At 73.1% G+C, this 22,133-nt stretch carries 16 protein-coding genes; 10 read left to right on the top strand and 6 right to left on the bottom strand.

Features of this window, described 5'->3' with window-relative positions:
- The first annotated feature begins 25 nt into the window (after positions 1-25).
- Positions 26-2,320: an FdhF/YdeP family oxidoreductase gene (locus ACIRGB_RS10995; protein WP_403861586.1), complete on the top strand. Its 2,295-nt coding sequence runs from the start codon at positions 26-28 to the stop codon at positions 2,318-2,320.
- 99 nt (positions 2,321-2,419) lie between these two features.
- Positions 2,420-3,631: a Cmx/CmrA family chloramphenicol efflux MFS transporter gene (locus ACIRGB_RS10990; protein WP_403862116.1), complete on the top strand. Its 1,212-nt coding sequence runs from the start codon at positions 2,420-2,422 to the stop codon at positions 3,629-3,631.
- Positions 3,632-3,653: 22 nt separating this feature from the next.
- Here the strand turns inward: ACIRGB_RS10990 and ACIRGB_RS10985 are convergent, their stop codons facing one another.
- Positions 3,654-4,655 (bottom strand): helix-turn-helix transcriptional regulator, encoded by a 1,002-nt coding sequence (locus ACIRGB_RS10985; protein ID WP_403861583.1) that lies wholly within the window; start codon positions 4,653-4,655, stop codon positions 3,654-3,656.
- A gap of 131 nt (positions 4,656-4,786) precedes the next feature.
- Between ACIRGB_RS10985 and ACIRGB_RS10980 the strand changes: the two genes are divergently transcribed.
- The 3 genes from ACIRGB_RS10980 (at position 4,787) to ACIRGB_RS10970 (ending at position 8,879) form a co-directional block, all read left to right on the top strand.
- A complete protein-coding gene (locus tag ACIRGB_RS10980) occupies positions 4,787-5,209 on the top strand; it encodes a VOC family protein (protein ID WP_403861580.1) in 423 nt (140 codons plus the stop codon).
- Positions 5,206-6,309: a winged helix DNA-binding domain-containing protein gene (locus tag ACIRGB_RS10975; RefSeq protein WP_403861578.1), complete on the top strand. Its 1,104-nt coding sequence runs from the start codon at positions 5,206-5,208 to the stop codon at positions 6,307-6,309. The genes ACIRGB_RS10980 and ACIRGB_RS10975 overlap by 4 nt, the downstream gene beginning before the upstream one ends.
- A gap of 350 nt (positions 6,310-6,659) precedes the next feature.
- Entirely contained in the window at positions 6,660-8,879 is a 2,220-nt protein-coding gene (locus ACIRGB_RS10970) for an MMPL family transporter (RefSeq protein ID WP_403861575.1), read from the top strand.
- A gap of 64 nt (positions 8,880-8,943) precedes the next feature.
- On the opposite strand, the gene ACIRGB_RS10965 is transcribed toward ACIRGB_RS10970, so the two are convergent.
- The gene (locus ACIRGB_RS10965) at positions 8,944-10,257 is read right to left on the bottom strand and encodes an aspartate aminotransferase family protein (protein WP_403861572.1); all 1,314 of its coding nucleotides are present in this window, start codon (positions 10,255-10,257) and stop codon (positions 8,944-8,946) included.
- A gap of 106 nt (positions 10,258-10,363) precedes the next feature.
- Between ACIRGB_RS10965 and ACIRGB_RS10960 the strand changes: the two genes are divergently transcribed.
- A complete protein-coding gene (locus tag ACIRGB_RS10960; RefSeq protein ID WP_403861569.1) occupies positions 10,364-11,299 on the top strand; it encodes a LysR family transcriptional regulator in 936 nt (311 codons plus the stop codon).
- 71 nt (positions 11,300-11,370) lie between these two features.
- On the opposite strand, the gene ACIRGB_RS10955 is transcribed toward ACIRGB_RS10960, so the two are convergent.
- Complete coding sequence (locus ACIRGB_RS10955) at positions 11,371-12,105, bottom strand: TetR/AcrR family transcriptional regulator (protein ID WP_403861566.1); 735 nt, start codon at positions 12,103-12,105, stop codon at positions 11,371-11,373.
- Between the two features lie 187 nt (positions 12,106-12,292).
- Between ACIRGB_RS10955 and ACIRGB_RS10950 the strand changes: the two genes are divergently transcribed.
- Complete coding sequence (locus ACIRGB_RS10950; protein ID WP_403861563.1) at positions 12,293-14,539, top strand: MMPL family transporter; 2,247 nt, start codon at positions 12,293-12,295, stop codon at positions 14,537-14,539.
- A gap of 86 nt (positions 14,540-14,625) precedes the next feature.
- On the opposite strand, the gene ACIRGB_RS10945 is transcribed toward ACIRGB_RS10950, so the two are convergent.
- The 3 genes from ACIRGB_RS10945 to ACIRGB_RS10935 all read right to left on the bottom strand — a co-directional run bounded on the left by ACIRGB_RS10945 (position 14,626) and on the right by ACIRGB_RS10935 (position 18,950).
- Positions 14,626-15,297, bottom strand: a complete 672-nt coding sequence (locus ACIRGB_RS10945) for a CBS domain-containing protein (RefSeq protein WP_403861560.1) — start codon at positions 15,295-15,297, stop codon at positions 14,626-14,628.
- Complete coding sequence (locus tag ACIRGB_RS10940) at positions 15,294-17,456, bottom strand: SpoIIE family protein phosphatase (protein WP_403861557.1); 2,163 nt, start codon at positions 17,454-17,456, stop codon at positions 15,294-15,296. The genes ACIRGB_RS10945 and ACIRGB_RS10940 overlap by 4 nt, the downstream gene beginning before the upstream one ends.
- Positions 17,457-17,588: 132 nt before the next feature.
- A complete protein-coding gene (locus ACIRGB_RS10935; protein ID WP_403861554.1) occupies positions 17,589-18,950 on the bottom strand; it encodes a family 43 glycosylhydrolase in 1,362 nt (453 codons plus the stop codon).
- 236 nt (positions 18,951-19,186) lie between these two features.
- On the opposite strand from ACIRGB_RS10935, the gene ACIRGB_RS10930 reads away from it, so the two are divergent.
- From ACIRGB_RS10930 to ACIRGB_RS10920, 3 genes are read left to right on the top strand one after another with little or no spacing between them, the layout of a single operon-like run.
- Entirely contained in the window at positions 19,187-20,452 is a 1,266-nt protein-coding gene (locus ACIRGB_RS10930) for an ROK family transcriptional regulator (RefSeq protein WP_403861551.1), read from the top strand.
- Positions 20,439-21,320, top strand: a complete 882-nt coding sequence (locus tag ACIRGB_RS10925) for an ABC transporter permease (protein WP_403861549.1) — start codon at positions 20,439-20,441, stop codon at positions 21,318-21,320. The genes ACIRGB_RS10930 and ACIRGB_RS10925 overlap by 14 nt, the downstream gene beginning before the upstream one ends.
- Complete coding sequence (locus tag ACIRGB_RS10920; RefSeq protein ID WP_403861546.1) at positions 21,317-22,129, top strand: ABC transporter ATP-binding protein; 813 nt, start codon at positions 21,317-21,319, stop codon at positions 22,127-22,129. Before ACIRGB_RS10925 ends, ACIRGB_RS10920 begins: the two co-directional genes overlap by 4 nt.
- Positions 22,130-22,133 lie beyond the last annotated feature (4 nt).

Here is a 22,133-nt window from a genome sequence, read left to right as displayed (position 1 = left end):
ACGGCGAACGAGAGGCGATCCCCCGATGAAGAAGCCGCCCAGGGACGAACCCCGGGACGACCTGACCGTCACCGCGCCCAAGACCTGGGCCGCGGGCGTGCCCGCGGTGGCGCACGCGCTGGAGTACTCCCTGGAGCAGACGTCCCCCAAGGAGACCGCGGTGGACCTGCTGACCATGAACCAGGTCGGCGGCATCGACTGCCCGGGCTGCGCCTGGGCGGACCCCGCACCCGGCCACCGGCACCGCAACGAGTACTGCGAGAACGGCGCCAAGCACATCAACGACGAGGCGACCACGCGGCGGATCACCGCCGACTTCTTCCGCGAGCACTCCGTCTCCGACCTGGCCCGCCGCTCCGACCTGTGGCTGAACCAGCAGGGGCGCCTCACCGAGCCGATGGTCAAACGGCCCGGCCGCGACCACTACGAGCCGATCAGCTGGCGCGACGCCCTCGACCTGCTCGCCGGGGAACTGAAGGGGCTCGACAGCCCAGACGAGGCGGTCTTCTACACCTCGGGCCGGGTCAGCAACGAAGCCGCCTTCGTCCTCCAGCTCTTCGCCCGCGCGTACGGCACCAACAACCTGCCCGACTGCAGCAACATGTGCCACGAGTCGAGCGGCTTCGCCCTGCACGAGACCCTCGGCACCGGCAAGGGCACGGTCAGCCTCGACGACCTCCACCACGCCGACCTGATCTTCCTGGTGGGGCAGAACCCCGGCAGCAACCACCCGCGGCAACTGTCCGCGCTGGAGCAGGCCAAGCACAACGGCGCCCGCATCGTCGCGGTCAACCCCCTCCCGGAGGCGGGGCTGCTGCGGTTCAAGAACCCGCAGAAGGCACGCGGGGTGATCGGCCAGGGCATCCGGATCGCCGACCGGTTCCTGCACATCCGGCCCGGCGGCGACCTCGCCCTGTTCCAGGCGCTGAACCGGCTGCTCCTCGAGGCCGAGGACGCCCGGCCCGGCACGGTCCTCGACCACGCGTTCATCCGCGACAGCACCAGCGGCTTCGAGGAGTTCGCCGAGCACGCCCGGCAGGCCTCCTGGGACGACGTGCTCACCACCACCGGACTGACCCGCGAGGAGATCGAGCAGGTCCGCGACGAGGTGCTCGGCAGCGAACGCGTCATCGTCTGCTGGGCGATGGGCATCACCCAGCACAAGCACGGCGTCCCCACCGTCCGGGAGATCGTCAACTTCCTGCTGCTGCGCGGCAACCTCGGCAGGGCCGGGGCCGGCGCCTGCCCGGTGCGCGGCCACAGCAACGTCCAGGGCGACCGCACGATGGGCATCTGGGAGCAGATGCCGGACTCCTTCCTGGACGCCCTGCGCGACGAGTTCGGCTTCGAACCGCCGCGCGCCCACGGACTCGACTCGGTCGACTCCATCAAGGCGATGCGGGAGGGCCGGATCAAGGTCTTCCTCGGCGTCGCGGGCAACTTCGTCCGGGCCGCCCCCGACAGCGCGGTCACCGAGGCGGCCATGCGCAGCTGCCGCCTGACCGCCCACATCTCCACCAAGCTCAACGGGTCCCACACGGTCTGCGGGGACACCGCGCTGATCCTGCCCACCCTCGGCCGGACCGAACGCGACCACCAGGCGGGCGGCGAGCAGTTCGTCACGGTGGAGAACTCGATGAGCGAGGTGCACACCTCCCGGGGACGCCTCAAGCCGGCCTCCCCCCTCCTGCTCAGCGAGGTCGCCATCCTGTGCCGGCTCGCCCGCCGCACCCTCGGCACCGGCCCCGGGAACGTGGTCTGGGAGGACTTCGAGGCCGACTACGGCACGATCCGCGACCGGATCTCCCGGATCGTGCCGGGCCTGCACGACTTCGACCGGCGTGTGACACGCCCCGGCGGCATCCGGCTGCCCAACCCCGTCAACGAGGGCGTCTACCGCACTGCCACCGGCAAGGCCAGGTTCACCCGTAACACCTGGCGCACGCCCGACCTGCCCGAGGGCCACCTGCTGTTGCAGACGCTGCGCTCCCACGACCAGTGGAACACCATCCCCTACACCCTGAACGACCGCTACCGGGGCATCCACGGCAGCCGCCGGGTGGTCATGGTCAACCCGGAGGACCTGAGCGCGCTGTCCCTCACCGCGGGAGACCGCGTCGACGTGGTCGGCGTCTGGCACGACGACACCGAACGGCGCGCCGAGGGCTTCGAGGTGGTCCCGTACCCCACCGCCCGCGGTTCCGCCGCCGCGTACTACCCGGAGACCCAGGTCCTGGTCCCGCTGGACAGCGTCGCCGACCTCAGCAACCAGCCCACCTCGAAGGGCATCGTCGTCCGGCTGGAGCGCGTCACCCCGTAGCCGCATCGTGAGACGGGGCCCGCCGCGGGAATGGCGGGAAGCGGGGCCCCGTTGACACCTGTCATGCCCGATTCTTCCCCACGGCCCACGGCCGGACGCATGCCGCTCGCCGTCTACATCCTCGGCCTGTCCGTCTTCGCGCTCGGCACCAGCGAGTTCATGCTCTCCGGACTGCTGCCGCCCATCGCCGACGACATGGACGTGTCGATCCCGCGAGCCGGGCTGCTGATATCGGCGTTCGCGATCGGCATGGTCGTCGGCGCCCCGCTGCTCGCCGTCGCGACCCTGCGGCTGCCCCGCAAGACCACGCTGATCGCGCTGATCTCGGTGTTCGGCGTCGGCCAGGTCGCGGGCGCGCTCGCGACGGGCTACGAGGTCCTGTTCGTCTCACGGGTCGTCAGCGCGCTCGCCTGCGCCGGGTTCTGGGCCGTGGGCGCGGCCGTGGCCATCGCGATGGTGCCGGTGACCGCGCGGGCCCGCGCGATGGCCGTGATGATCGGCGGACTGTCCATCGCGAACGTCCTCGGCGTCCCGGCGGGCGCCTTCCTCGGCGAGCACCTGGGCTGGCGGTCCGCGTTCTGGGCCGTGGGCGGCGCGTCCGCCGTCGCGCTCGTCGGCGTGGTGACCCTGATCCCGCGCATCCCGCTGCCCGAGCGGCGCCCCCGGCTGCGCGGCGAGCTGGCGATCTACCGGGACCGCCAGGTCTGGCTGTCCATCGTGGTGACCGCGCTCGCCGCCGGCGGCGTCTTCTGCGCCTTCTCCTACCTGGCGCCGCTGCTCACCGACGTGGCGGGCCTCGCGGACGGCTGGGTGCCGGCCGTGCTGGCGCTGTTCGGCGTCGGCGCGCTGATCGGTACGACGATCGGCGGCCGGGTCGCCGACGCGCACCTGTTCGGCGTACTGCTCTCCGGCATCACCGCATCGACGGTGCTGCTGGCCGCCCTGGCGCTGTTCGCCTCCAGCCCCGCCGCCGTGATCGTCCTGTCGCTGCTGCTCGGCGTCTCCGCGTTCTACACGGCGCCCGCGCTCAACGCGCGCATGTTCAACGTCGCCGGTGCCGCCCCCACCCTCGCGGGCGCGACCACGACCGCCGCCTTCAACCTGGGCAACACCGGTGGCCCCTGGCTCGGCGGCACGGTGATCGACGCGAACCTCGGGTACCCCGCCACCGCTTGGGCGGGCGGTGCGATGACCCTGGTCGCGATCGGCTTCGTCGCCGTCTCCCTGCGGCTGCACAGCCGGTCGCGCGTCGTGATGAGCGGCGGCCCGGCCACCGAGGCCGCGAGCGTGGAGCGGGCCCAGCGGGTGTGACCCCGGCCCGGCAGGCGGTTGCTTACCGCGGCCCAGCTCCCTGCCCGGCGGCCCTGGCGCAGCGGTCGGCCAGCCGGGCGAACGCCTCCTTGAGCGCGGGCGGGCCGACGACCTCGACGTCGGTGTCGAACAGGCAGAAGGCGGCGGCGAGCGAGGGCCACGACCAGGAGCCCAGCGTGAGCCGGCAGCGGTCGGGGCCCAGTTCCTCGACGGTCCCGTCGGACGCGTGCGGCACCACCGCGGAGGCGGGCAGGTGGAGTACGGCCGCGCCGCGGCAGGGCCAGTCCGCGGAGCCGTCGGAGCCGCGGAACCTGCCGGTCAGGAACGCGGCCACGTCCCCGCCGGGCAGGTCCCTCGGGGTGAAGCGGGGGCCGGTGGGCGTGCGTGGGGTCACCCGGTCGGCGCGGAAGACCCGCCAGTCCTCGCGGTCCAGGTCCCAGGCCACCAGGTACCAGCGTCCGCCCCGGGTGACGAGATGGTGCGGCTCCACCCGGCGCGGGGGCGGCGTGGCCTCGGGTGCGGTGGCCGTGGTGTGCGCCGGGGCGTGGTCGAAGCGCAGCACCTCGCGGGCCTGGACGGCGGCGCTGAGCGCCATCAGGACGCCGGTGTCCGCCTGGGGCTGCGGCAGCGGAGCGGACCGTGCGACGGGGGTGACCTGGAGGGCGTCGATCCGGTGCCGCAGCCGGGCGGGCATCACCTGGCGCAGGGTCGCCAGCGCCCGTGCCGCGCCGTCCTCGATCCCGGCGCCGGTGGCGGCCGCGGTGCGCAGTACGACGGCGAGGGCGACCGCCTGCTCGTCGTCGAAGAGCAGCGGCGGCAACCGCGTCCCGGCGTCCAGACGGTAGCCGCCGTCGGGGCCCTTCACCGCCCGGACCGGGTAGCCCAGCTCGCGGAGCCGGTCGACGTCCCGGCGCAGGGTGCGCGCACTGACGTCCAGCCGCTCGGCCAGCACCGCGCCGGGCCAGTCCCGGCGGACCTGGAGCAGCGAGAGCAGGGACAGCAGCCGGGCCGAGGTCTTCTGCATGCCCCCATGCTGCCGCACATAGCGGCCACAACCTGACCGCTACCCGCAGCAGAGTGGGCACCGCGGGGCCGGACCGGCCCCGCGGCGGCCCGCTCGGCGGGCCGTCCCACCATGAGGGCAAGGAGCCCGTCGTGACCGCACAAGCCGTGACCCACCTCAACTTCCGAGGCGACGCCCGCGAGGCCCTCACCTTCTACCAGGCCGCGTTCGGCGGGAACCTGACCCTGGTGACGTACAAGGACGCCGGAAACGTCCAGGACCCCGCTGCGGCCGACCAGGTCATGTTCGGCCAGGTGTCCAGCGCCGACGGCCCGAGCGTGATGGCCTACGACGTGCCGTCCGACCTGCCGTGGAACCAGGGCGAGAACGCGTTCTTCGTCTCGGTCCGCGGCGAGGGCGCCGAGGAGATCACCGCGTACTGGGAGAAGCTCGCCGAGGGCGCGACCGTCCTGAGGCCGCTCGGGGCGGCGCAGTGGGCACCGCTCTACGGCATGCTGCGGGACCGGTTCGGCGTCACCTGGGTCCTGGACGTGGTGAGCGAGTACGACGCGTGAGCGTGCTCGACGCCCGGTCGCTGAACCGGGCGGCCCTCGCCCGGCAGCTGCTGCTCGACCGCGCGGACCGCCCGGTCCTGGACGCCGTCGCGCACCTCGGCGGCATGCAGGCGCAGGAGCCGCAGGAACCGTTCGTCGGACTGTGGTCGAGGCTGCGCGACTTCGCACCGCGGGCGCTCGACGACCTGCTGGCCGGGCGTCGGGTCGTGCGCACCCACCTGATGCGCCGCACCGTCCACCTCGTCACCGCCGACGACGTACTGGCCTGGCGCGCACGCCACGACGCCATGCTGCGCGGACGCGTCCTCGGCACCTACCGCCGCGAGCTCGAAGGGGTCGACCTCGACGAACTCGCGGCGGCGGGCCGGGCGGTCCTGGCCGACGGCGAGCCCCGCTCGATGGGCGACCTCGCGCGGGCCGTGGCCGGACGGTGGCCGGAGGTGGGACCGCGGCCGCTCGGGGAGATGCTGGTCGCCGCGCTGATCCCGACGGTGCAGCTGCCGCCGCGCGGACTCTGGCGCACCCGGGCCGGGGTGCGCAACGCCCCGGTCGCCCACTGGCTGGGCCGCGAGGTCGACCCGCCCGCCCCGCCGGGCACCGATCCGGTCGGCGCGGCGCTCGTCCGGCGCTACCTGGCCGCGTTCGGGCCGGCCGCCTCGGCGGACCTGCGCGCCTGGTGCGGGCTCACGGGGCTGCCGGCCGCGGTCGCGGCGGTACGTGGAGAGCTGGTCGCCTTCCGCGACGAGCGGGGCCGCGAACTGCTGGACCTGCCCGACGCACCGCGACCCGACCCGGACACCCCCGCCCCCGTGCGGTACCTGCCGGCCTTCGACAACGCCGTCCTCGGCTACCAGGACCGCCGCCGGATCATCGACGACGCGCACCGCGGACTGTCGGTCACCGGCGCCCGGTTCGTCCTCGTCGACGGCCGGGTCTCCGCGACCTGGACCGTCGAGGACGACACGGTGACCGTCACCCCGCTGCGCCGCCTCACCCGCCCGGAGCACGCAGAGGTCGCCGAGGAGGGCCGTGCCCTCGCGTCCTTCCTCACCGAGGGCGCCGGCGACCGGGTCAGGGTCGGGGCGGCAACTCCCCCCTGAGCGACGGGCAAGCCGAAGGAGCGAGTCACCCGGCGGTCACGACGTCACCGCCGTCGACCAACCGCCTGCGCTGCGGTGCGGGCGGCCATGCCACACCGGTCGTCGGCTGAAAGACATCGGCTGCCCTCGGCAACGAAATGTGGAGTACACCCATCTTCGTGATCTACACCGAGAGGAGAGGGGCGCGGGACCCCACTACACCCGACGCAGTACGCCAGTCCAGACCCAGGGTCGGATCAAACGGCCGGAACCCCGGGCGAGCATGGACGTGTACCCCGGTCAGCGCGTCCGCCTTCCCCCCATGTGCCGGGTCTTCGTCCTGCCCGTAACCCGACGGATTGGTCCAAAAGGTGGCTACGTTTCTTTATCGACTCGGTCGGAGGGCGTTCCGGCGCCGCGGCCTCGTCGCCCTGCTGTGGGTGGCCATACTCGTGGGCGCCGGCGTTGCCTCGTCCGCCGCGCCGGCGCCGCCCGAAGACTCCTTCTCCATGCCGGGCACCGAGTCCCAGAAGGCGTTCGACCTGCTCGACGAGCAGTTCCCGGCCGCCAGCGCCGAGGGCGCCACGGCCCGCGTCGTGATCCGTGCCCCCGAGGGCGCGAAGATATCCGACGCGGCCGGCAAGGACCGGGTCGAGGGCCTGGTCGCCGACCTGAAGGCCGGACCGCAGGTCGCCTCGGTGGACGACCCGTTCAAGGCGAACGCCGTCAGCAAGGACGGCACCACCGCCTACGCCTCCGTGACCTACAAGGTCAACGCGATGGAGCTGACCGACGAGGCCCGGGACTCGCTCACCGCCGCCACCGACACCGCCCGCGCGGGCGGGTACACCGTCGAGACCGGCGGCGACGCGGTCGTGGCCGAGCAGGAACTGGGCGGCACCGCCGAACTGATCGGCCTCGGCGTCGCCGCGATCGTGCTCCTGCTGACCTTCGGCTCCCTGGTCGCGGCCGGCATGCCGCTGCTCTCGGCGATCATCGGGGTCGGCATCGGCATCTCCGCCATCGGGGCGCTCGGCAGCACCCTGGAGCTGTCCGCCACGACCTCCACGCTCGCCATGATGATCGGCCTCGCGGTCGCCATCGACTACGCCCTGTTCATCGTCTCCCGCTACCGGGCCGAGATAGCCGACGGCCGCGACCCGGAGGAGGCGGCCGGACGCGCGGTCGGCACCGCCGGCTCCGCGGTCGTCTTCGCCGGACTCACCGTCGTCGTGGCCCTGGCGGGTCTCGCCATCGTCAACATCCCGATCCTCACCAAGATGGGCCTGGCGGCCGCCGGCACCGTCGGCATCGCCGTGCTGATCGCCCTCACCCTCACCCCGGCACTGCTCGGCTTCGCCGGCAAGCGGGCGCTGAGCCGCAAGGACCGCAAGGCACCCGCCGGGACGCGGGCCGTCGCCGGCAAGCCGAAGCTCGGCACCCGCTGGGCCCGCTTCGTACAGCGGCGTCCGGTCACCGTCCTGCTGACCGCGGTCCTCGGCCTCGGCGTCATCGCCGTACCGGCCGCCGGCATGGAGCTGGGCCTGCCCGACGAGGGCACCTCGGCCCCCGACACCACCCAGCGCAAGGCCTACGACATGCTGTCGGAGTCCTTCGGGGCCGGGTTCAACGGCCCGCTGATGGTCACCCTGGACGCCCGCGGCGCCGACGATCCGAAGGCCGCCGCGGACGCCGTCGGCGAGAAGATCACCGGTCTCGGCGAGGCCGCGGCCGTCACCCCGGCCAACTTCAACGACAAGGGCGACACCGCCGTCCTCACCGTGATGCCCAAGACCGGCCCGAGCGACGTCGCCACCGAGTCGCTGGTGCACGACATCCGCTCGCTGTCCGGCGGCATCAAGGCCGACACCGGGGCGACCATGCTGGTCACCGGCGCGACCGCGATGACGATCGACTTCTCGCAGACCCTGGACGACGCGCTCATCCCCTACCTGGCGCTGGTCGTCGGACTCGCCTTCCTGCTGCTGATGCTGGTGTTCCGCTCGGTCCTCGTCCCGCTGAAGGCGGCCCTGGGCTTCCTGCTCTCGGTGACCGCGGCGCTCGGCGCGGTGGTCGCGGTCTTCCAGTGGGGCTGGCTCGCCGACGTGTTCGGCGTGGACCAGCCGGGCCCGATCATGTCGATGATGCCCATCTTCATGATCGGCGTGGTCTTCGGCCTGGCGATGGACTACGAGGTCTTCCTCGTCACCCGCATGCGCGAGGCGTACGTCCACGGACAGTCCGCCGCCGACTCCGTCACCACGGGCTTCACCCACGGCGGCCGGGTCGTCGCGGCGGCCGCGATCATCATGATCAGCGTCTTCTCCGGATTCATCCTGGAGAACGACGCCATGATCAAGATGATGGGCTTCGGCCTCGCGATCGCGGTGCTCTTCGACGCCTTCGTGGTCCGCATGGCCATCGTGCCCGCGGTGCTCGCCCTGCTCGGCACCAAGGCCTGGTGGCTGCCCAAGTGGCTGGACCGCGTCCTGCCGAACGTCGACGTCGAGGGCGAGAAGCTGCACCGGGAGCTCGGCGACACCGCCGCGCCCGCGGAGCCCGCCCGCGCGCCGGAGACGGCCGGGGTCTGACACCTCCGACACCTCACGCGCGGCCCCGGTGACCTGGTACCCCAGGCCACCGGGGCCTTCGGCGCTACAGGTCCCCGGTGGCGTCGGCGAGCGCCCGGTCGAGGACGGCCACGCCGCGGGCGATCTCGTCGTCGCTCGCGGTCAGCGGGGGCGCGATACGGAAGATGCCGCCCATGCCCGGGAGCTGGACGATGTTCATGTGCAGGCCCAGATCGAAGCAGCGCCGGGTGACGGCGGCGCCGAGCCGGTCGGCACCGCCCTCACCCAGCACCTCGTCCCCGACCAGTTCCATGCCCAGCAGCAGCCCCCGGCCGCGGACGTCGCCCACCACCTCGTGGCGGGCGGCGAGCTTGTCGAGGCCCTCCCGCAGCGCGGCCCCGAGCGTGCGTGCGCGCTCGTCCAGCCGGTCGCGGACCAGGACGTCGAGGACGGTGTTGCCCACCGCGGCGGGCAGCGGGTCGTTGACGTGGGTGGTGAAGAACAGGAAGCCCCGCTCGTGCGCCCGCTGCTCGATCTCCGGGCTGGTCAGCACGGCGGCCAGCGGCAGCCCCGCGCCCAGCGTCTTGGACAGCGTGAGGATGTCCGGGACGACACCCTCGTGCTCGAAGGCGTACCAGTCACCGGTCCGGCACAGCCCCGTCTGGGCCTCGTCCAGGATCAGCAGCATGCCCCGCTCACGGCACTTGCCGGCCAGGGCGGCGAGATAGCCCGGCGGAAGCTCGACGACGCCGCCCGAGGAGAGGATCGGCTCGACCAGGCACGCGGCGAGACTGCCGACCGACTGGGCGTCGATCATCTCGAAGCCGAGGTCGAGCTGGCGGCGCCAGTCCAGCTCGCCGTCCGCGCCGACGACGGAGGGCCGGTAGCGGTCCGGCACCGGCAGCGCGAAGTTGCCGGGCGCGGCGGGGCCGTAGCCCTTGCGCCCGGCGCTGTAGGTGGCGTTCGCGGCGGCCTGGGTCATGCCATGCCAGGACCGGGCGAAGGAGACGACCTCGTGGCGGCCGGTGACGAGCTTCGCCATCCGCACCGCGGCCTCGTTCGCCTCCGCCCCGGTGGTCAGCAGCAGCGCCTTCTCCAGCGGCTCGGGCAGGGTCCCGGCGAGCCGGCGGGCCAGCTCGACGACCGGGCGGCTGAGCATGCCGCTGTGCAGGTGGTCGAGGTGCGCGACCTGCTCGCGCACCGTCGAGACGATCGCCGGATGGGAGTGCCCGAGGATGGCACTCATCTGACCGGAGGTGAAGTCCAGCAGCTCGCGGCCGCTCTCCGTGAACACACAGGTGCCGGCAGCGCGCACGACGACCTCCGGCGAGAAGGGCGCGTGGCCGGAGTAGCGGATCAGGTGGCGCCCCGGGTCGGCGCTCGAAGTCTCGGAAGGCATACGACCGACGGTAGGGACGCCCCGCTGCGCGTGTCCATCGCACAGATTCGACGCTGCTGTACGACAGAACCGTACAGAAGGGGGTGGTACGCCGTACCATCGCCGCGTGCTCAACTCCGGACGACTGCACCTGCTCAGCCAGCTCGACACGCTCGGTACCGTCCGCGCGGTCGCCGAGACGCTCCATCTGAGCGCGTCGACGGTGTCCCAGCAGCTGGCGGTGCTGGAGACGGAGACCCGGTGCCGGCTGATCGAGCGGACCGGGCGCCGGGTGCGGCTGACCCCGGCCGGACTCCTGCTGGCCCGCCGGGGGCGGGAGATCCTGGACCGGATGGCCGACGCCGAGGCCGAACTGCGGGCTTTGAACGACGAGCCCATCGGGACCGTGCGGCTCGCCGTGTTCCAGAGCGCGATCTACAGCCTCGCCGTCCCGGCGGCGAACCGGCTGGCCTCCACCCACCCGCACCTGCACCTGGAACTCGTGGAGATGGAGCCGCACGAGAGCGGCCCCGCCCTGCGCTCGGGCGAGGCGGACGTCATCGTCACCACCACCGACTACTCCGGCCTGACCTGGGGCGCGGACCTCGACGTCCTGTCGCTCGGCAGCGACCCGGTCGTCCTGGTGCTGCCGCACGGCCATCCGCTGGCCTCCCGCACCGCGGTGAACCTCGCGGCCTGCAAGGAGGAGACCTGGGCGTGCGACCGGCCGCAGTCGTACATGGCGGACCTGACCGTCCGGCTGTGCCGGGAGTCGGGGTTCGAACCCCGGGTGGCCTGCCGGTTCGGCAACTACCTCCTGCTGCTGCGGCACGTCGAGACGACCGGTTCGATCGCCCTGCTGCCCGCCCTCGCGGTCACGGCGGACCACGCCGTCGTCACCCGGCGGCTGAGCCCGCCGGTGCACCGCAACGTCGCCGTCGTGGTGCGGCGCGGCGCCCCGCAGCGCGCCGCGGTGAACGCGGTGGTCGTCGCCCTGCGCGACCACCCGGAGATCGAGGCCCTGTCCGCCCCCGATGCCCCCGGTGAGGGCCAGGACGGCTGAGGGCCGGCACGGCGACCGGCGCCCTTGAGAGCGGCGCCCTTGAGAGCGGCGCCCTTGCGGGCGGTGCCCGGTCAGGCGGCGGGGATCCGGCGGTGGATGTCCTCCAGCATCATCCGGACCGACGTGCGGAAGACTTCCGCCTGATGATCGCCCAGGAACGCGGTGTGCCCGAACACCTCCAGGACGACCAGCCCGTGGACGTGGCCCCACGCGCTCAGGAAGAGGGAGACCGCGGCGGGCGGCAGATCGCCCTGGGCGTGCACGGGGAGCATGCCCAGCTGCTCCCGGTACGGGGCTGAGAGCGGGGGGACCTCGGCCGCGGCGAGCTGCGCCGGGGTGAAGCCGGCGAACAGCTCGCGCTGGAAGATCGCGCCCATCCGGCGGACCGCCTGCGTGGTCGGCCCCTCGGCGGGTGCCGCGTAGTACCGCAGGGGCGTCCCGTAGAGCAGCTGGAAGTGCTCCGGGTGGGCGACGCCCCAGTCCCGGTAGGCCTCGGACACCACGACCGGACGCGGTGCGCGGGAGTCCTCGCCCGCGCCGTCGGCGGCGGCCTGCAACGCGTCGGCCAGGTCGCCGTACGCCTTGGTGATCAGGGCGGTGACGAGGGCGTTGCGGTTCGGGAAGTAGTGGTAGAGCGCCTGCACGGTCATGCCGAGACCGCGGGCGACCGCGCGCAGCGACAGGGCGGCGGGCCCGTGTTCGGCGATGTGCTGCTCGGCGGCGTCGAGTATCTCCAGGGCCGCGGCGGTCCGGCGCCGTTCGCGGAGGGAGACGGGAGCCGTGGTGGTGTGCCGGTCTGCGGACATGCGGCGAGCCTAGGGCGGCAGGGGCTGATGGGGCGTCACGAAGCCGAACAGTGTTAGGTAAATCTCACACTGCCAAAGCGCGGGGCGTTTCACTAACGTCGTGGTGCGGCGACGCAGGCCCTGCCGAGGCCGTCAACTCCGGCCGCATTCCGTCGCCTTCACCGCAAAAGAACAAGGGAGAACGTGCGTGTTCGATCGCATAGCCGAACTGGCGATCCGCCGGGCCCGGCTGGTACTGGTCGTCGCCGTCGTGGCCGTGGCGCTCATGGGAGCCGTCGGCGCCGGCGCGTTCGGCGCGTTGAAGGGGGGCGGCTACGACGACCCCGCCTCCCAGTCCAGCAGGGCCTCGAAGGCCATCGAAGAGAAGTTCGGCGGCGAGACGAACCTGGTCCTGCTGGTCCGGGCCCCCGCGTCGCGCGTCGACGCGCCGGACGCCGAGCGCGGCGGCCGGGCCCTGGTGGCCGACCTCAGGAACGACCCGAACCTCGAGAACGTCGTCTCGTACTGGGACGCGGAGCAGCCCGCCCTGCGCTCCGAGGACGGCCGTGAGGCCCTGGTGCTCGCCCATGTGAAGGGCGACGAGACCCAGCAGCGGGAGAACGCCAAAACCGTCATCGACGACTACACCGGACCCCGCGAGGGCGGGCTGAGCGTCCGGGCCGGAGGCGGCGCCGCCGTCGGCAACGACATGGAGACGCAGACGCCCAAGGACCTCGTGCTGGCCGAGGCCATCGCCGTACCGCTGACCCTCCTGCTGCTCCTGGTCGTCTTCGGCAGCGTGGTCGCCGCGCTCCTGCCGCTGGCCATCGGGACCATCGCCATCGCGGGCACCTTCGCCGAACTCGCCCTGCTCGGCGGCTTCGTCGACGTGTCCGTGACCGCCACCAACCTGACCACGGCCCTCGGACTCGGCCTGGGCATCGACTACGCCCTGCTGATGATCAGCCGGTTCCGGGAGCAGCTCGCCACCGGCTCCACCGTGGACGACGCCGTCCGGCACACGGTGCGCACCGCCGGCCGCACGGTCGCCTTCTCGGCCGCCACGGTGGCCGTCGCCCTCGCGGCACTCCTGGTCTTCCCGCAGTACTTCCTCCGCTCGTTCGGCTACGCCGGGGTCGGCGTCGTCGTCATCGCCGCCGCCGGCACCCTCTTCGTGATGCCGGCCCTGTTCGTCGTCCTGGGCCACCGGGTCAACAGCGGGCGCCTGCCGTGGGCCGGGCGCGCACGCACCGCCGCCACCCGGGCGCCGCTGTGGGGGCGGCTGGCCGGCACCGTCATGCGGCGCCCCGCGCTCACCGCGCTGCCCGTACTGGCCGTCCTGCTGGTGGCGGCGAGCCCGCTGCTGGGCATCACCCTGGGCACCCCCGACGAACGCGTGCTGCCCGAGGACGCGCAGAGTCGGCAGGTCGCCTCCGTGCTGCGGGAGAAGTTCGACGGCAACGACGACGCCGCCCTCCACGTCGTCATCGACGCCTCCGTGGCCGAGGCGCCGCTCGGCTCCTACGCGGCCGAACTGTCCGGCCTCGAAGGCGTGGTCCGCGTCGAGACCGGCACCGGCACCTACACGAAGGGAGCGCCGGGGGCGACCGGTCCCGGCAACGCGGCCCTCGGCCGCCCCGACGCCCAGCGGATCACCGTGGTCAGCGGCCTCACCCCCCGGTCGGACGCGGCGCAGGAACTGGTCGAAGAGGTGCGGGCCGTCGCGCCGCCCGCCGGGGCCGAGGCGCTGGTGGGCGGCGGGGACGCCGAGCTGGTCGACTCCAAGGACTCCATCAGCGGCCGGCTCCCGCTCGCCCTGGGCCTGGTCGCGCTGACCACCTTCGTCCTGCTCTTCCTGTTCACCGGCAGTGTCGTGCAGCCGGTGCGCGCGCTGGTCCTCAACGTGATCAGCCTGGGCGCCACCCTCGGCGTCATGACTTGGATCTTCCAGGACGGCCACCTGGCCTCGGCGATCGGCGTCACCCCGCAGCCGATGGAGGCGTCCATGACGGTGCTGATGTGCTGCATCGCCTTCGGTCTCTCCATGGACTACGAGGTGTTCGTCACCAGCCGGATCAAGGAGCTGCACGATCAGGGCGCGGACACCCGCACGGCCGTCACCGACGGCCTCGGCCACACCGGACGTATCGTCACCGCGGCGGCCTGTCTGCTCGCGGTGAGCTTCTTCGCCTTCGGCACCGCGAAGATCAGCTTCATGCAGCTGTTCGGGCTGGGCAGCGGACTGGCCATCCTCATCGACGCCGTCGCCGTACGCGGTGTCCTCGTACCGGCGGCCATGCGCCTGCTCGGCCGGTCCGCCTGGTACGCGCCGCCGTTCCTGCGCGGGTTCCACCGACGGTTCGGTCTCAGCGAGGGCGGCCCCGCGCCCGCGCCGGTCCCGGCTCCGGCGCCGCCCGCCCAGGCGTCCGGGGTGAAGGACTCGACCGGAGTCTGACCCGCTCCGGCCCCGTCCTCCGCCCGTGTCCGCGTCCCCTCCCCCGGGAAGCGGGCACGGGCGGGCGTCCGCCACCGGGCGGCAGCTCAGGAACCGACGGCCGCGGCGTCCTCGGCGCCGGCCTCACCGGCCGGTCGGAACTCCACGGCGACGACGCCGTCCACGCTGCGGCAGTGCTCCTCGAGCAGCGGGGCGGACACCCGGTCCGGGAGCCGGCCGCTGAGCACGACATGGCCATGCGTCACGTCCACCTGCACCGAGGAGGGCGCCAGACCGAGCGCCTTGACCAGCGCCTCCTCGATGATCTCGGTGCGGATCGCGCGGTCCGTGCGCAGGAAGACCCGCAGCAGGTCGCCACGGCTGACCACCCCGGCCAGCCGCCCGTCCTCGTCCACGACCAGGAGGCGTTTGATGCGGTGCCGCGCCATCACGCGGGCGGCGTCCACGACGCTCCAGTCCTCCCGGGCGCAGAGCGCGGGCGAGGTCATCAGCCCGGCCGCGTCGATGGCGCCCGCCTTGGCGGCCGAGGTCCGGGACCACTCGGCGTGCTCCGGGGAACCGTCGGGCTCCCCGCCCCACATCTTCTGCAGGAGATCCGCCTCCGACACCACCCCCACGGGGCGGTTCTCCCCGTCGACGACCGGCACCGCCGTGATGTCGTACTCCAGCAGCAGGTGGGCGATCTCCTTGAACGGGGTGCCCCGCTGCACACGGACCACGGCGTCGCTCATCAGATCGCGCACCCTCTGGTGTTTCATGAAGGGTCTTCTCCTCCGCTGCCGGCCCTCGTCGACCGGCGTTCGTCCTTCTTGCCCGGGAAAACGATCGAGTGGCCCCGGGAGTGCCCCGCCGTCCGCGCGTGCGGCCCGACGAGGACCAGGGCGATGTCGTCGCCCGGGGTGGGAGCGTGCCGGATGAGGGTGTCCGCCATGGCGTCCAGGTCGCCGGGGTCGCCGTGCTCCAGGAGCCCGGCGAGGGCCGCGATCGCGTCGTCGAGGTCGACCCCGGGCGCCTCGACGAGCCCGTCGGTGTAGAGGGCGAGCACACTGCCGGGCGGCAGCGGGAACTCCAGCGCGGAATACCAGGCGTCCCGCTCGATGCCCAGCAGCAGACCGGGCGGCACGCGCAGGGGTTCGACCCGCCCGTCCGCGTGGCGCAGCAGGGGAGGCGGGTGCCCCGCGAGCGCCACGCAGGCGCGGTGCGTGGCCAGGTCGAGATGGACGTAGGCGCAGCTGGTGAACAGGCCGGGGTCCAGGTCGGTGAGCAGGCGGTTGGTGCGGGCCAGCACGTCGTCGGGCGGCGCCCCCACGGTGGCGTTGGCGTGCACGGCGGTGCGGACCTGCCCCATGAGCGCCGCGGCGTCCACGTTGTGCCCCTGCACATCCCCGATGGTGACGCCCGCGGTGCGCTCGTCGAGCCGGATGACGTCGTAGAAGTCGCCGCCGATGCCCAGGCCCCGGGCCGCCGGGAGATAGCGGGCGGCGACGTTCAGACCGGGCACCTCGGGGAGCGTGTGGGGCAGCAGGGCGGACTGGAGTCGATGGGCGAGGTGGTGCTTGGCGTCGTAGAGCCGGGCGCGGTCCAGGGCCTGCCCGACCAGTCCCGCCAGCGACGTCAGGGCGGCCCGTTCGCCCGGCGGGAAGACGTGGGGCCGTCGGTAGGACAGCAGGAGCGAGCCGATGGGGCGGCCGGAGGCGATCAGCGGCAGCAGGGCCCACGCGGCCATCCCGTCCTCATGCGTCATGGCGGGATAGGCCTCGTGCAGTTCCTCGAAGGTCGTCCAGAATCCCGGCACCCCCGTGGCCATGACGTCGACGCCCGGGATGGCCGCGGTGAGGGGCGTCCCGTCGAAGCGCCTCAGCAGCTCCGGGCGGTAGCCGCGCTGCCCGACGACCCTCAGACGGCCCTCCGCCGGGGCCATCACCACCATGCCCTGCGCCCCGAGCGCGGGCATCAGCTGGTCGGCGGTCTGCTCGACCACGTCCTGCACGCTGACCGCCTCGGTCAGGGTGGAGGCCAGGTGCATCAGGTGGTAGAGCACGGTGGCACGGCTGGGACCCGAGGTCTGGGCCGGCCGGGACGGGGACCCGTCCGCGTCCGGGCTGCCGCGGGTGATGCGCACGCTCAGCCCGGTGGCGTCCGGGTACAGCGCGAAGGACAGCCACGTCGCCGGCGGGCGCAGCACCGTGAAGACCTGCGGCCTGCGGCTGACCAGCGCGGCGCGGTAGCGGTCCTCGACGTGCGGCACGTCCATCCAGGGCAGCGCCTCCCAGGGCAGGGCGCCCACCAGCAGCGACCGGTCGACACCGAGCAGCTCGGCCGCCCCGGGGCTGACGAAGGTGAGGTGCCCGCCCAGGTCCAGCGCGCACGAGCCGCCGGGCAGGCGGTCCACGAACGCGGACAGCGCGGCCGCCTCGGCGGGGGAGGGGGTGCGCGGGGCAGGCGGCGGCAGGGTCCGGGGCCGGTCCGGGGGCAGCAGCGCCTCGCCGCGGTCGAGCGCCCGTTGCAGAGTGTCACCCAGGCGGCGGCAGCCCGCCCGGATGACGTCCTGTTCACCGGCGCTCAGCCGCGCAGGGTGGCTCCCGGGCCACAGCAGCACCAGCCCGCCCCGGACGGCGGTGCCCGAGACGAGCGGAGAGGCCGCCAGCCCGAAGTCGTACGGCAGGACGAGCGCCAGCCGTGGATACTCGCGTGCCATCTCCTCCCGGCCGCCCGCCCACACCAGACGGTGCTCGCGTACGGCGTCCGCCACGGGCATCGGATCCTTCAGCCCGACCCGCCGCCACGGGGCGGCCATCTCCTGCGGCACCCCCGAGACCAGGACCTGCCACATGGCGTTCTCGCCCGGGGGCAGTACGTAGAGGAGCCCTCCGAACGCACCGCTCGCCCGCACCACGGCCGCCATCGCGGAGTCCATCAGCGGTCCGCCCGCGTCCGCGCCGGCCGGGCTGCCCGACGCCGGCCACCCCGAACACCACCCATATCTGGACACTACGCCCGTACCGCCGCGACGGCATGCGAGGGGCGGTGGCGCGGGCGTCGCCCCTGGTCAGGCCCGGTGGCCGGGGCCCTCGGACTCGCGCTTCACATACAGCCGGCCGTCCGCCGGGCCGGTCCATTCGAGCCGTACGACACCGGGCACCGCGGCGTCCGCGACGCGCGAGGCAGCGGACCAGTAGCCCGCGGCCGGGTTCAGGAAGTACGTCGCCCACAGGCCGCCGCGGTGGTCGACGAAGAAGTTGTTGTGCCCGGCGCCGACCCCCGCGGTGTACCGCTTTCCGTACGGGCCCTCGAACCGGTCGGCGACGGCGACGACCGCGTCGTACTGGTACTGCACCCGCCCGGTCGCGGGCACGTCGTAGGCGTGCCGGACGGTGCCGTCGGCGTTGACGGACGTCCGGTCCCAGGCGGCGTGGACGAGGTGGTACTTGCCGCCGTACTTGAACACGTAGGCGCCCTCGAGATACGGCTCGGGGGAGTAGGGCGTCTGCTGGAACCGGGGCAGGTCCGTCGTCGTGACGATGTCCTCCATGTCGTCCCGGAACTTGGCGTACAGGTCGTTGTGGAGCACCAGCCACGCGTCGTCGCCCTCGGAGAAGAGGCCGCCGTCGATGTGGTGGTAGGCGCCGGGCTCGATGAACTTCGGCCCCCCGATGAAGGAGTCGCCGAAGGGCTTCTCCAGGTTCCCCTCGACCAGCCGGTACGGTCCCTCGACGCCGCCCTCGCTCACCAGCATGAACGAGCCCACCTTGCGGGAGTGGTCGCCCATGCACGCCACGATGTACCAGGTGCCGCGGAAATAATGCAGCTCCGGCGCCCAGGCCTGGCCCCGCTTGCCGAACTGCTCGTCGTGCCAGTACTCCTGCCAGGGCGCGACGACCGTGCGGCCGGGCCGGTTCTCCCCGGCGAACTCGGGCGACCACACCTTGCCGCGCTCGGCGCCGGGCCGGATGCCGGTCGTGTCGGCCAGCCGCCACGGGCCCTGGAGGGAGGGGGCCAGCCACACGAAGATGCCGTCGTTCCAGGGCGCGGCGACGTCGAGTCCGGGCACCCGGGTGGTGCCGGTGGCGACGTAGAGGGGCCGCCCGTCGACGACGAAGCAGTTGACGTAGGTGTCGCGCATCCAGACCGTGCCGCGCTCCTCGTCGCGGGGCCGCAGCTCCAGCGGGAGGACGAACGCGTTGTCCTGACGCGGCCACAGGTCGGCCCGGGTGTCCGCGGCGCCGTACGGCTCGGGGTCGGGCCAGTTCCGCGGGTACCGCCGGGACGCCCCGGCCGCCGCGGGGGCAGCGGGAACCGCCGCCGCGGGGGCCGCCTGTGCGGCGCCGGCGGGCAGGGCGAACGCCGCCCCCGCACCAGCGGCGCCGGCCAGCAGGGATCGTCGGGGGAGTCCGTACTCGGCATCGGTCATCAGTCGGGTTCTCCTTCGTCCTCCCCGTCCGGGAACCGGGGCGCGGCACTCGGGCCGCGGGACGGGGGCATGGAGCACAGCATGCGAACGCCGGCACTTTTACGTCAACAGGGCGGACGAATAATCGAGTTCGATCGCCCCACCCGAGCCCCTGCCCACCAGGCATTGTGAACGCTTCATTGCGTCTTTCTGTCGGAGTGTTGACGGAATAATCGCGCCTCCCTACCTTGACCGGCATGCAGATGCCCAGCGGAGTGCACGCACTGGTCAGGCGGACCCACGAAGAGCGCGTCATGCGTGCGTTGCAGGAGAACGGCGCCATGAGCCGGGGCGAGATCGCCCGGGTCGTGGGCCTGTCCCGCACCACCCTGTCCGAGATCACCGGCAACCTGCTGCAACGGGGCGCCATCGTCGTCGTGGACACCGACGCCTCCCGCCGCGAGGGCAGCGGACGGCCGGCCGAACGGCTGGCCCTCGACCCGGCGTCGGCGCAGTTCATGGGCGTCGACTTCGGGCACCGCCGCGTCCACGTCGTCGTCGCCGACGCCGCGCACGAGGTCATGGTCTCCGGCTCCGTCCGGTACGAGGACACCGCGACCTGGGCGACCCGCACCGAACTGGCCCTGGAACTGGTCGACCGGCTGAGCGGCGAGGCCGGCGTCCACTACGGGGCGTTGCAGGGCATCGGCATCGGTGTACCCGGCCCCTACCCGGCCCCCGAGGGGGCGGCCTGGCCCCGCGCCACCAAGGGGACCACCGTCCTGCGCCCGGCACCCGAAGGCGTCGACGTGGCCTTCGCCGAACGCTTCGACGCCCCGGTGATCGTCGACAACAACACCCGCCTCGCCGCGCTCGCCGAGGCGATCAGCGGCGCCGACAGCGTCGCCGACCTGGTGTACGTGCGGCTGTCGGACGGGGTCGGCGGCGGTCTCGTCGTCGGCGGCCAGCTGGTGACGGGCTCGTCCGGGCTGGCCGGGGAACTGGGGCACGTGACCGTCGAACCGGCGGGCCGCCCCTGCCGGTGCGGCAAGCGGGGCTGTCTGGAGACCGTGGCCTCGGTGCCCGGAATCCTCGCCGCCTGCTGGGAGTTCGGCCTGCGCCTGGAGAACCTGGACGACCTCGCGGCCGCCGTGCGCCGCGCCCACCCCGTGGTGGAACGGGTCCTGCGGGAGGCGGCGGGGGCGCTGGGCCGGGTGGTCGGCGCCGCGACCACGATGCTGAACCCGGCCAAGGTGGTCATCGGCGGTGAGATCACCCGGCTGGCGCCCGTCCTCGTGGAACAGGTCGCCGCCACCCTCGCCGCCGAGATCTTCCCGACCGCGTCTGCGGGGCCCGTCGTCGCCGCGGCCCGGCTCTCCGACGACGACGGCGCCATCGGCGCGCTGGCCGCGGTCTTCCACAGCTCACCCCTCCTGGCGAGGTATCCCGAAACCGCCGACGTGAAGGGCCGTTCCGATGCATCCGACTCCGCCACCGAAGGAGCCGCCCATGTCCGTCCTTGACCAGCGGAGCGCCGGCCAGCGGCACCCGCGACCCGAGCGACGGCCCGGGGCCGCACCCGGCGCCGAGGCGGGCGACACCCCGGCGGGTGCCGCCAAGTCCGTGCCGGAGCGCTCCCGTTCCGGCCGGCGCGGGCTGTCCCTCGCCCTGAACGCCGTGTCCGTCGCGCTCGGCATCGCGCTCTGGTGGGCCCTCGCCTCCGCCGGTTTCAAACTGCCGACACCGCCGGAGGTCGTCGACCGCGCCGGCACCCTGATCAGCGACGGGACGCTCGCCGACGACGCGCTGGCCAGCCTGACCCGGGTCCTCATCGGCTTCGCCCTGGGCACCGCCGTGGCCGTCCCGGTGGGCTTCCTGATGGGCTGGTACGGCATCCTGCGCGGACTGATCGAACCCTGGATCCAGTTCTTCCGCACCATCCCGCCGCTGGCGATCATCCCGCTGGCCGTGGTCGCCATGGGCATCGACGAGACACCGAAGATCTTCGTCATCTTCCTCGCCGCGTTCCTGGCCTGCGTGATCTCCACCTTCCAGGGCGTGGTGAACGTCGACCCCACCCTGATCAACGCCGCCCGGGTGCTGGGCGCGGGCGACGCCACGATCTTCGCCCGTGTGGTGGTGCCGGCGTCCACCCCCTTCATCCTCGTCGGCATGCGCGTCGGCCTCGGCTCGGCCTGGGCCACCCTGGTCGCCGCCGAGCTGATCGCCGCCCAGGAGGGCCTCGGCTACCGCATGCAGAACGCCCAGCTCTACTACGACCTCCCGACCCTCTTCGTCGGGCTCGTCTCGATCGGGGTCCTCGGTCTCCTCATGGACCGCGCCCTCCTCCTCGCCGAACGCAGGCTCACCCGATGGCAGGAACGCCGATGACCAGCACCCCCGCCAAGATCTCCGTCCAGCACGTCACCAAGACCTTCTCGCTGGGCCGGGAGACCTTCACCGCCCTCGACGACGTCTGCCTCGACATCGCCGACCACGAGTTCGTCACCGTCGTGGGCCCCTCGGGCTGCGGCAAGAGCACCCTGATGAACATCCTCGCCGGGCTGGAGACACCCACCGCAGGGCGCGCCCTGGTGGACGGCGCCCCCGTCTCCGGCCCCGGACCCGAGCGCGGCGTCATCTTCCAGCAGTACGCCCTGTTTCCCTGGCTGACCGTGCGCCAGAACGTCGAGTTCGGCCTGAGGACCACGGGCGTGCCGAAAGGCGAACGCCGCGCCAGGGCGGAGCACTTCATCGAGCTGGTCGGCCTGGAACGCTTCGCCGACGCGCTGCCCAAGACCCTCTCCGGCGGCATGCGCCAGCGCTGCGCCATCGCCCGCGCCTACGCCGTCGACCCCTCGATCCTGCTGATGGACGAACCCTTCGGCGCCCTCGACGCGCTCACCCGGGTCAAGCTCCAGGAGCAACTGCTGAAGACCTGGAGCCAGGACAAGCGCACCGTCCTGTTCATCACCCACGACGTCGACGAGGCCGTGTTCCTGGCCAACCGGGTCATCGTGATGGCCGCCCGCCCCGGGCGCGTCTACGACGTCGTCGACGTCGACCCCGCCGTCGAGCGCGACGAGACCTTCCGGCTCAGCCCCGAGTTCGCCGCGCTGCGCAACCGCGTATGGCACTCCGTCTACCACCAGGAAGGCCGCACCGCCGCCCTTTCCGGTTCCCCCGCCCCGACGTCATGACCCG

Origin of the sequence: Streptomyces sp. NPDC102490 (genome assembly GCF_044765285.1) — a bacterium.
In the GTDB taxonomy this organism is placed as follows: Bacteria; Actinomycetota; Actinomycetes; order Streptomycetales; family Streptomycetaceae; genus Streptomyces.
The sequence above is the reverse complement of the archived record's forward strand: the minus strand, read 5'-3'. Positions and strand labels throughout refer to the sequence as shown.

Bases quoted from the DNA above. Each gene is read 5' to 3' on its own strand.
- ACIRGB_RS10935 (WP_403861554.1), bottom strand. From the start codon at position 18,950: ATGACCGATGCCGAGTACGGACTCCCCCGACGATCCCTGCTGGCCGGC.
- ACIRGB_RS10945 (WP_403861560.1), bottom strand. From the start codon at position 15,297: ATGAAACACCAGAGGGTGCGCGATCTGATGAGCGACGCCGTGGTCCGT.
- ACIRGB_RS10965 (WP_403861572.1), bottom strand. From the start codon at position 10,257: ATGCCTTCCGAGACTTCGAGCGCCGACCCGGGGCGCCACCTGATCCGC.
- ACIRGB_RS10955 (WP_403861566.1), bottom strand. From the start codon at position 12,105: ATGTCCGCAGACCGGCACACCACCACGGCTCCCGTCTCCCTCCGCGAA.
- ACIRGB_RS10985 (WP_403861583.1), bottom strand. From the start codon at position 4,655: ATGCAGAAGACCTCGGCCCGGCTGCTGTCCCTGCTCTCGCTGCTCCAG.
- ACIRGB_RS10995 (WP_403861586.1), top strand. From the start codon at position 26: ATGAAGAAGCCGCCCAGGGACGAACCCCGGGACGACCTGACCGTCACC.
- ACIRGB_RS10930 (WP_403861551.1), top strand. From the start codon at position 19,187: ATGCAGATGCCCAGCGGAGTGCACGCACTGGTCAGGCGGACCCACGAA.
- ACIRGB_RS10990 (WP_403862116.1), top strand. From the start codon at position 2,420: ATGCCGCTCGCCGTCTACATCCTCGGCCTGTCCGTCTTCGCGCTCGGC.
- ACIRGB_RS10925 (WP_403861549.1), top strand. From the start codon at position 20,439: ATGTCCGTCCTTGACCAGCGGAGCGCCGGCCAGCGGCACCCGCGACCC.
- ACIRGB_RS10940 (WP_403861557.1), bottom strand. From the start codon at position 17,456: ATGGACTCCGCGATGGCGGCCGTGGTGCGGGCGAGCGGTGCGTTCGGA.
- ACIRGB_RS10920 (WP_403861546.1), top strand. From the start codon at position 21,317: ATGACCAGCACCCCCGCCAAGATCTCCGTCCAGCACGTCACCAAGACC.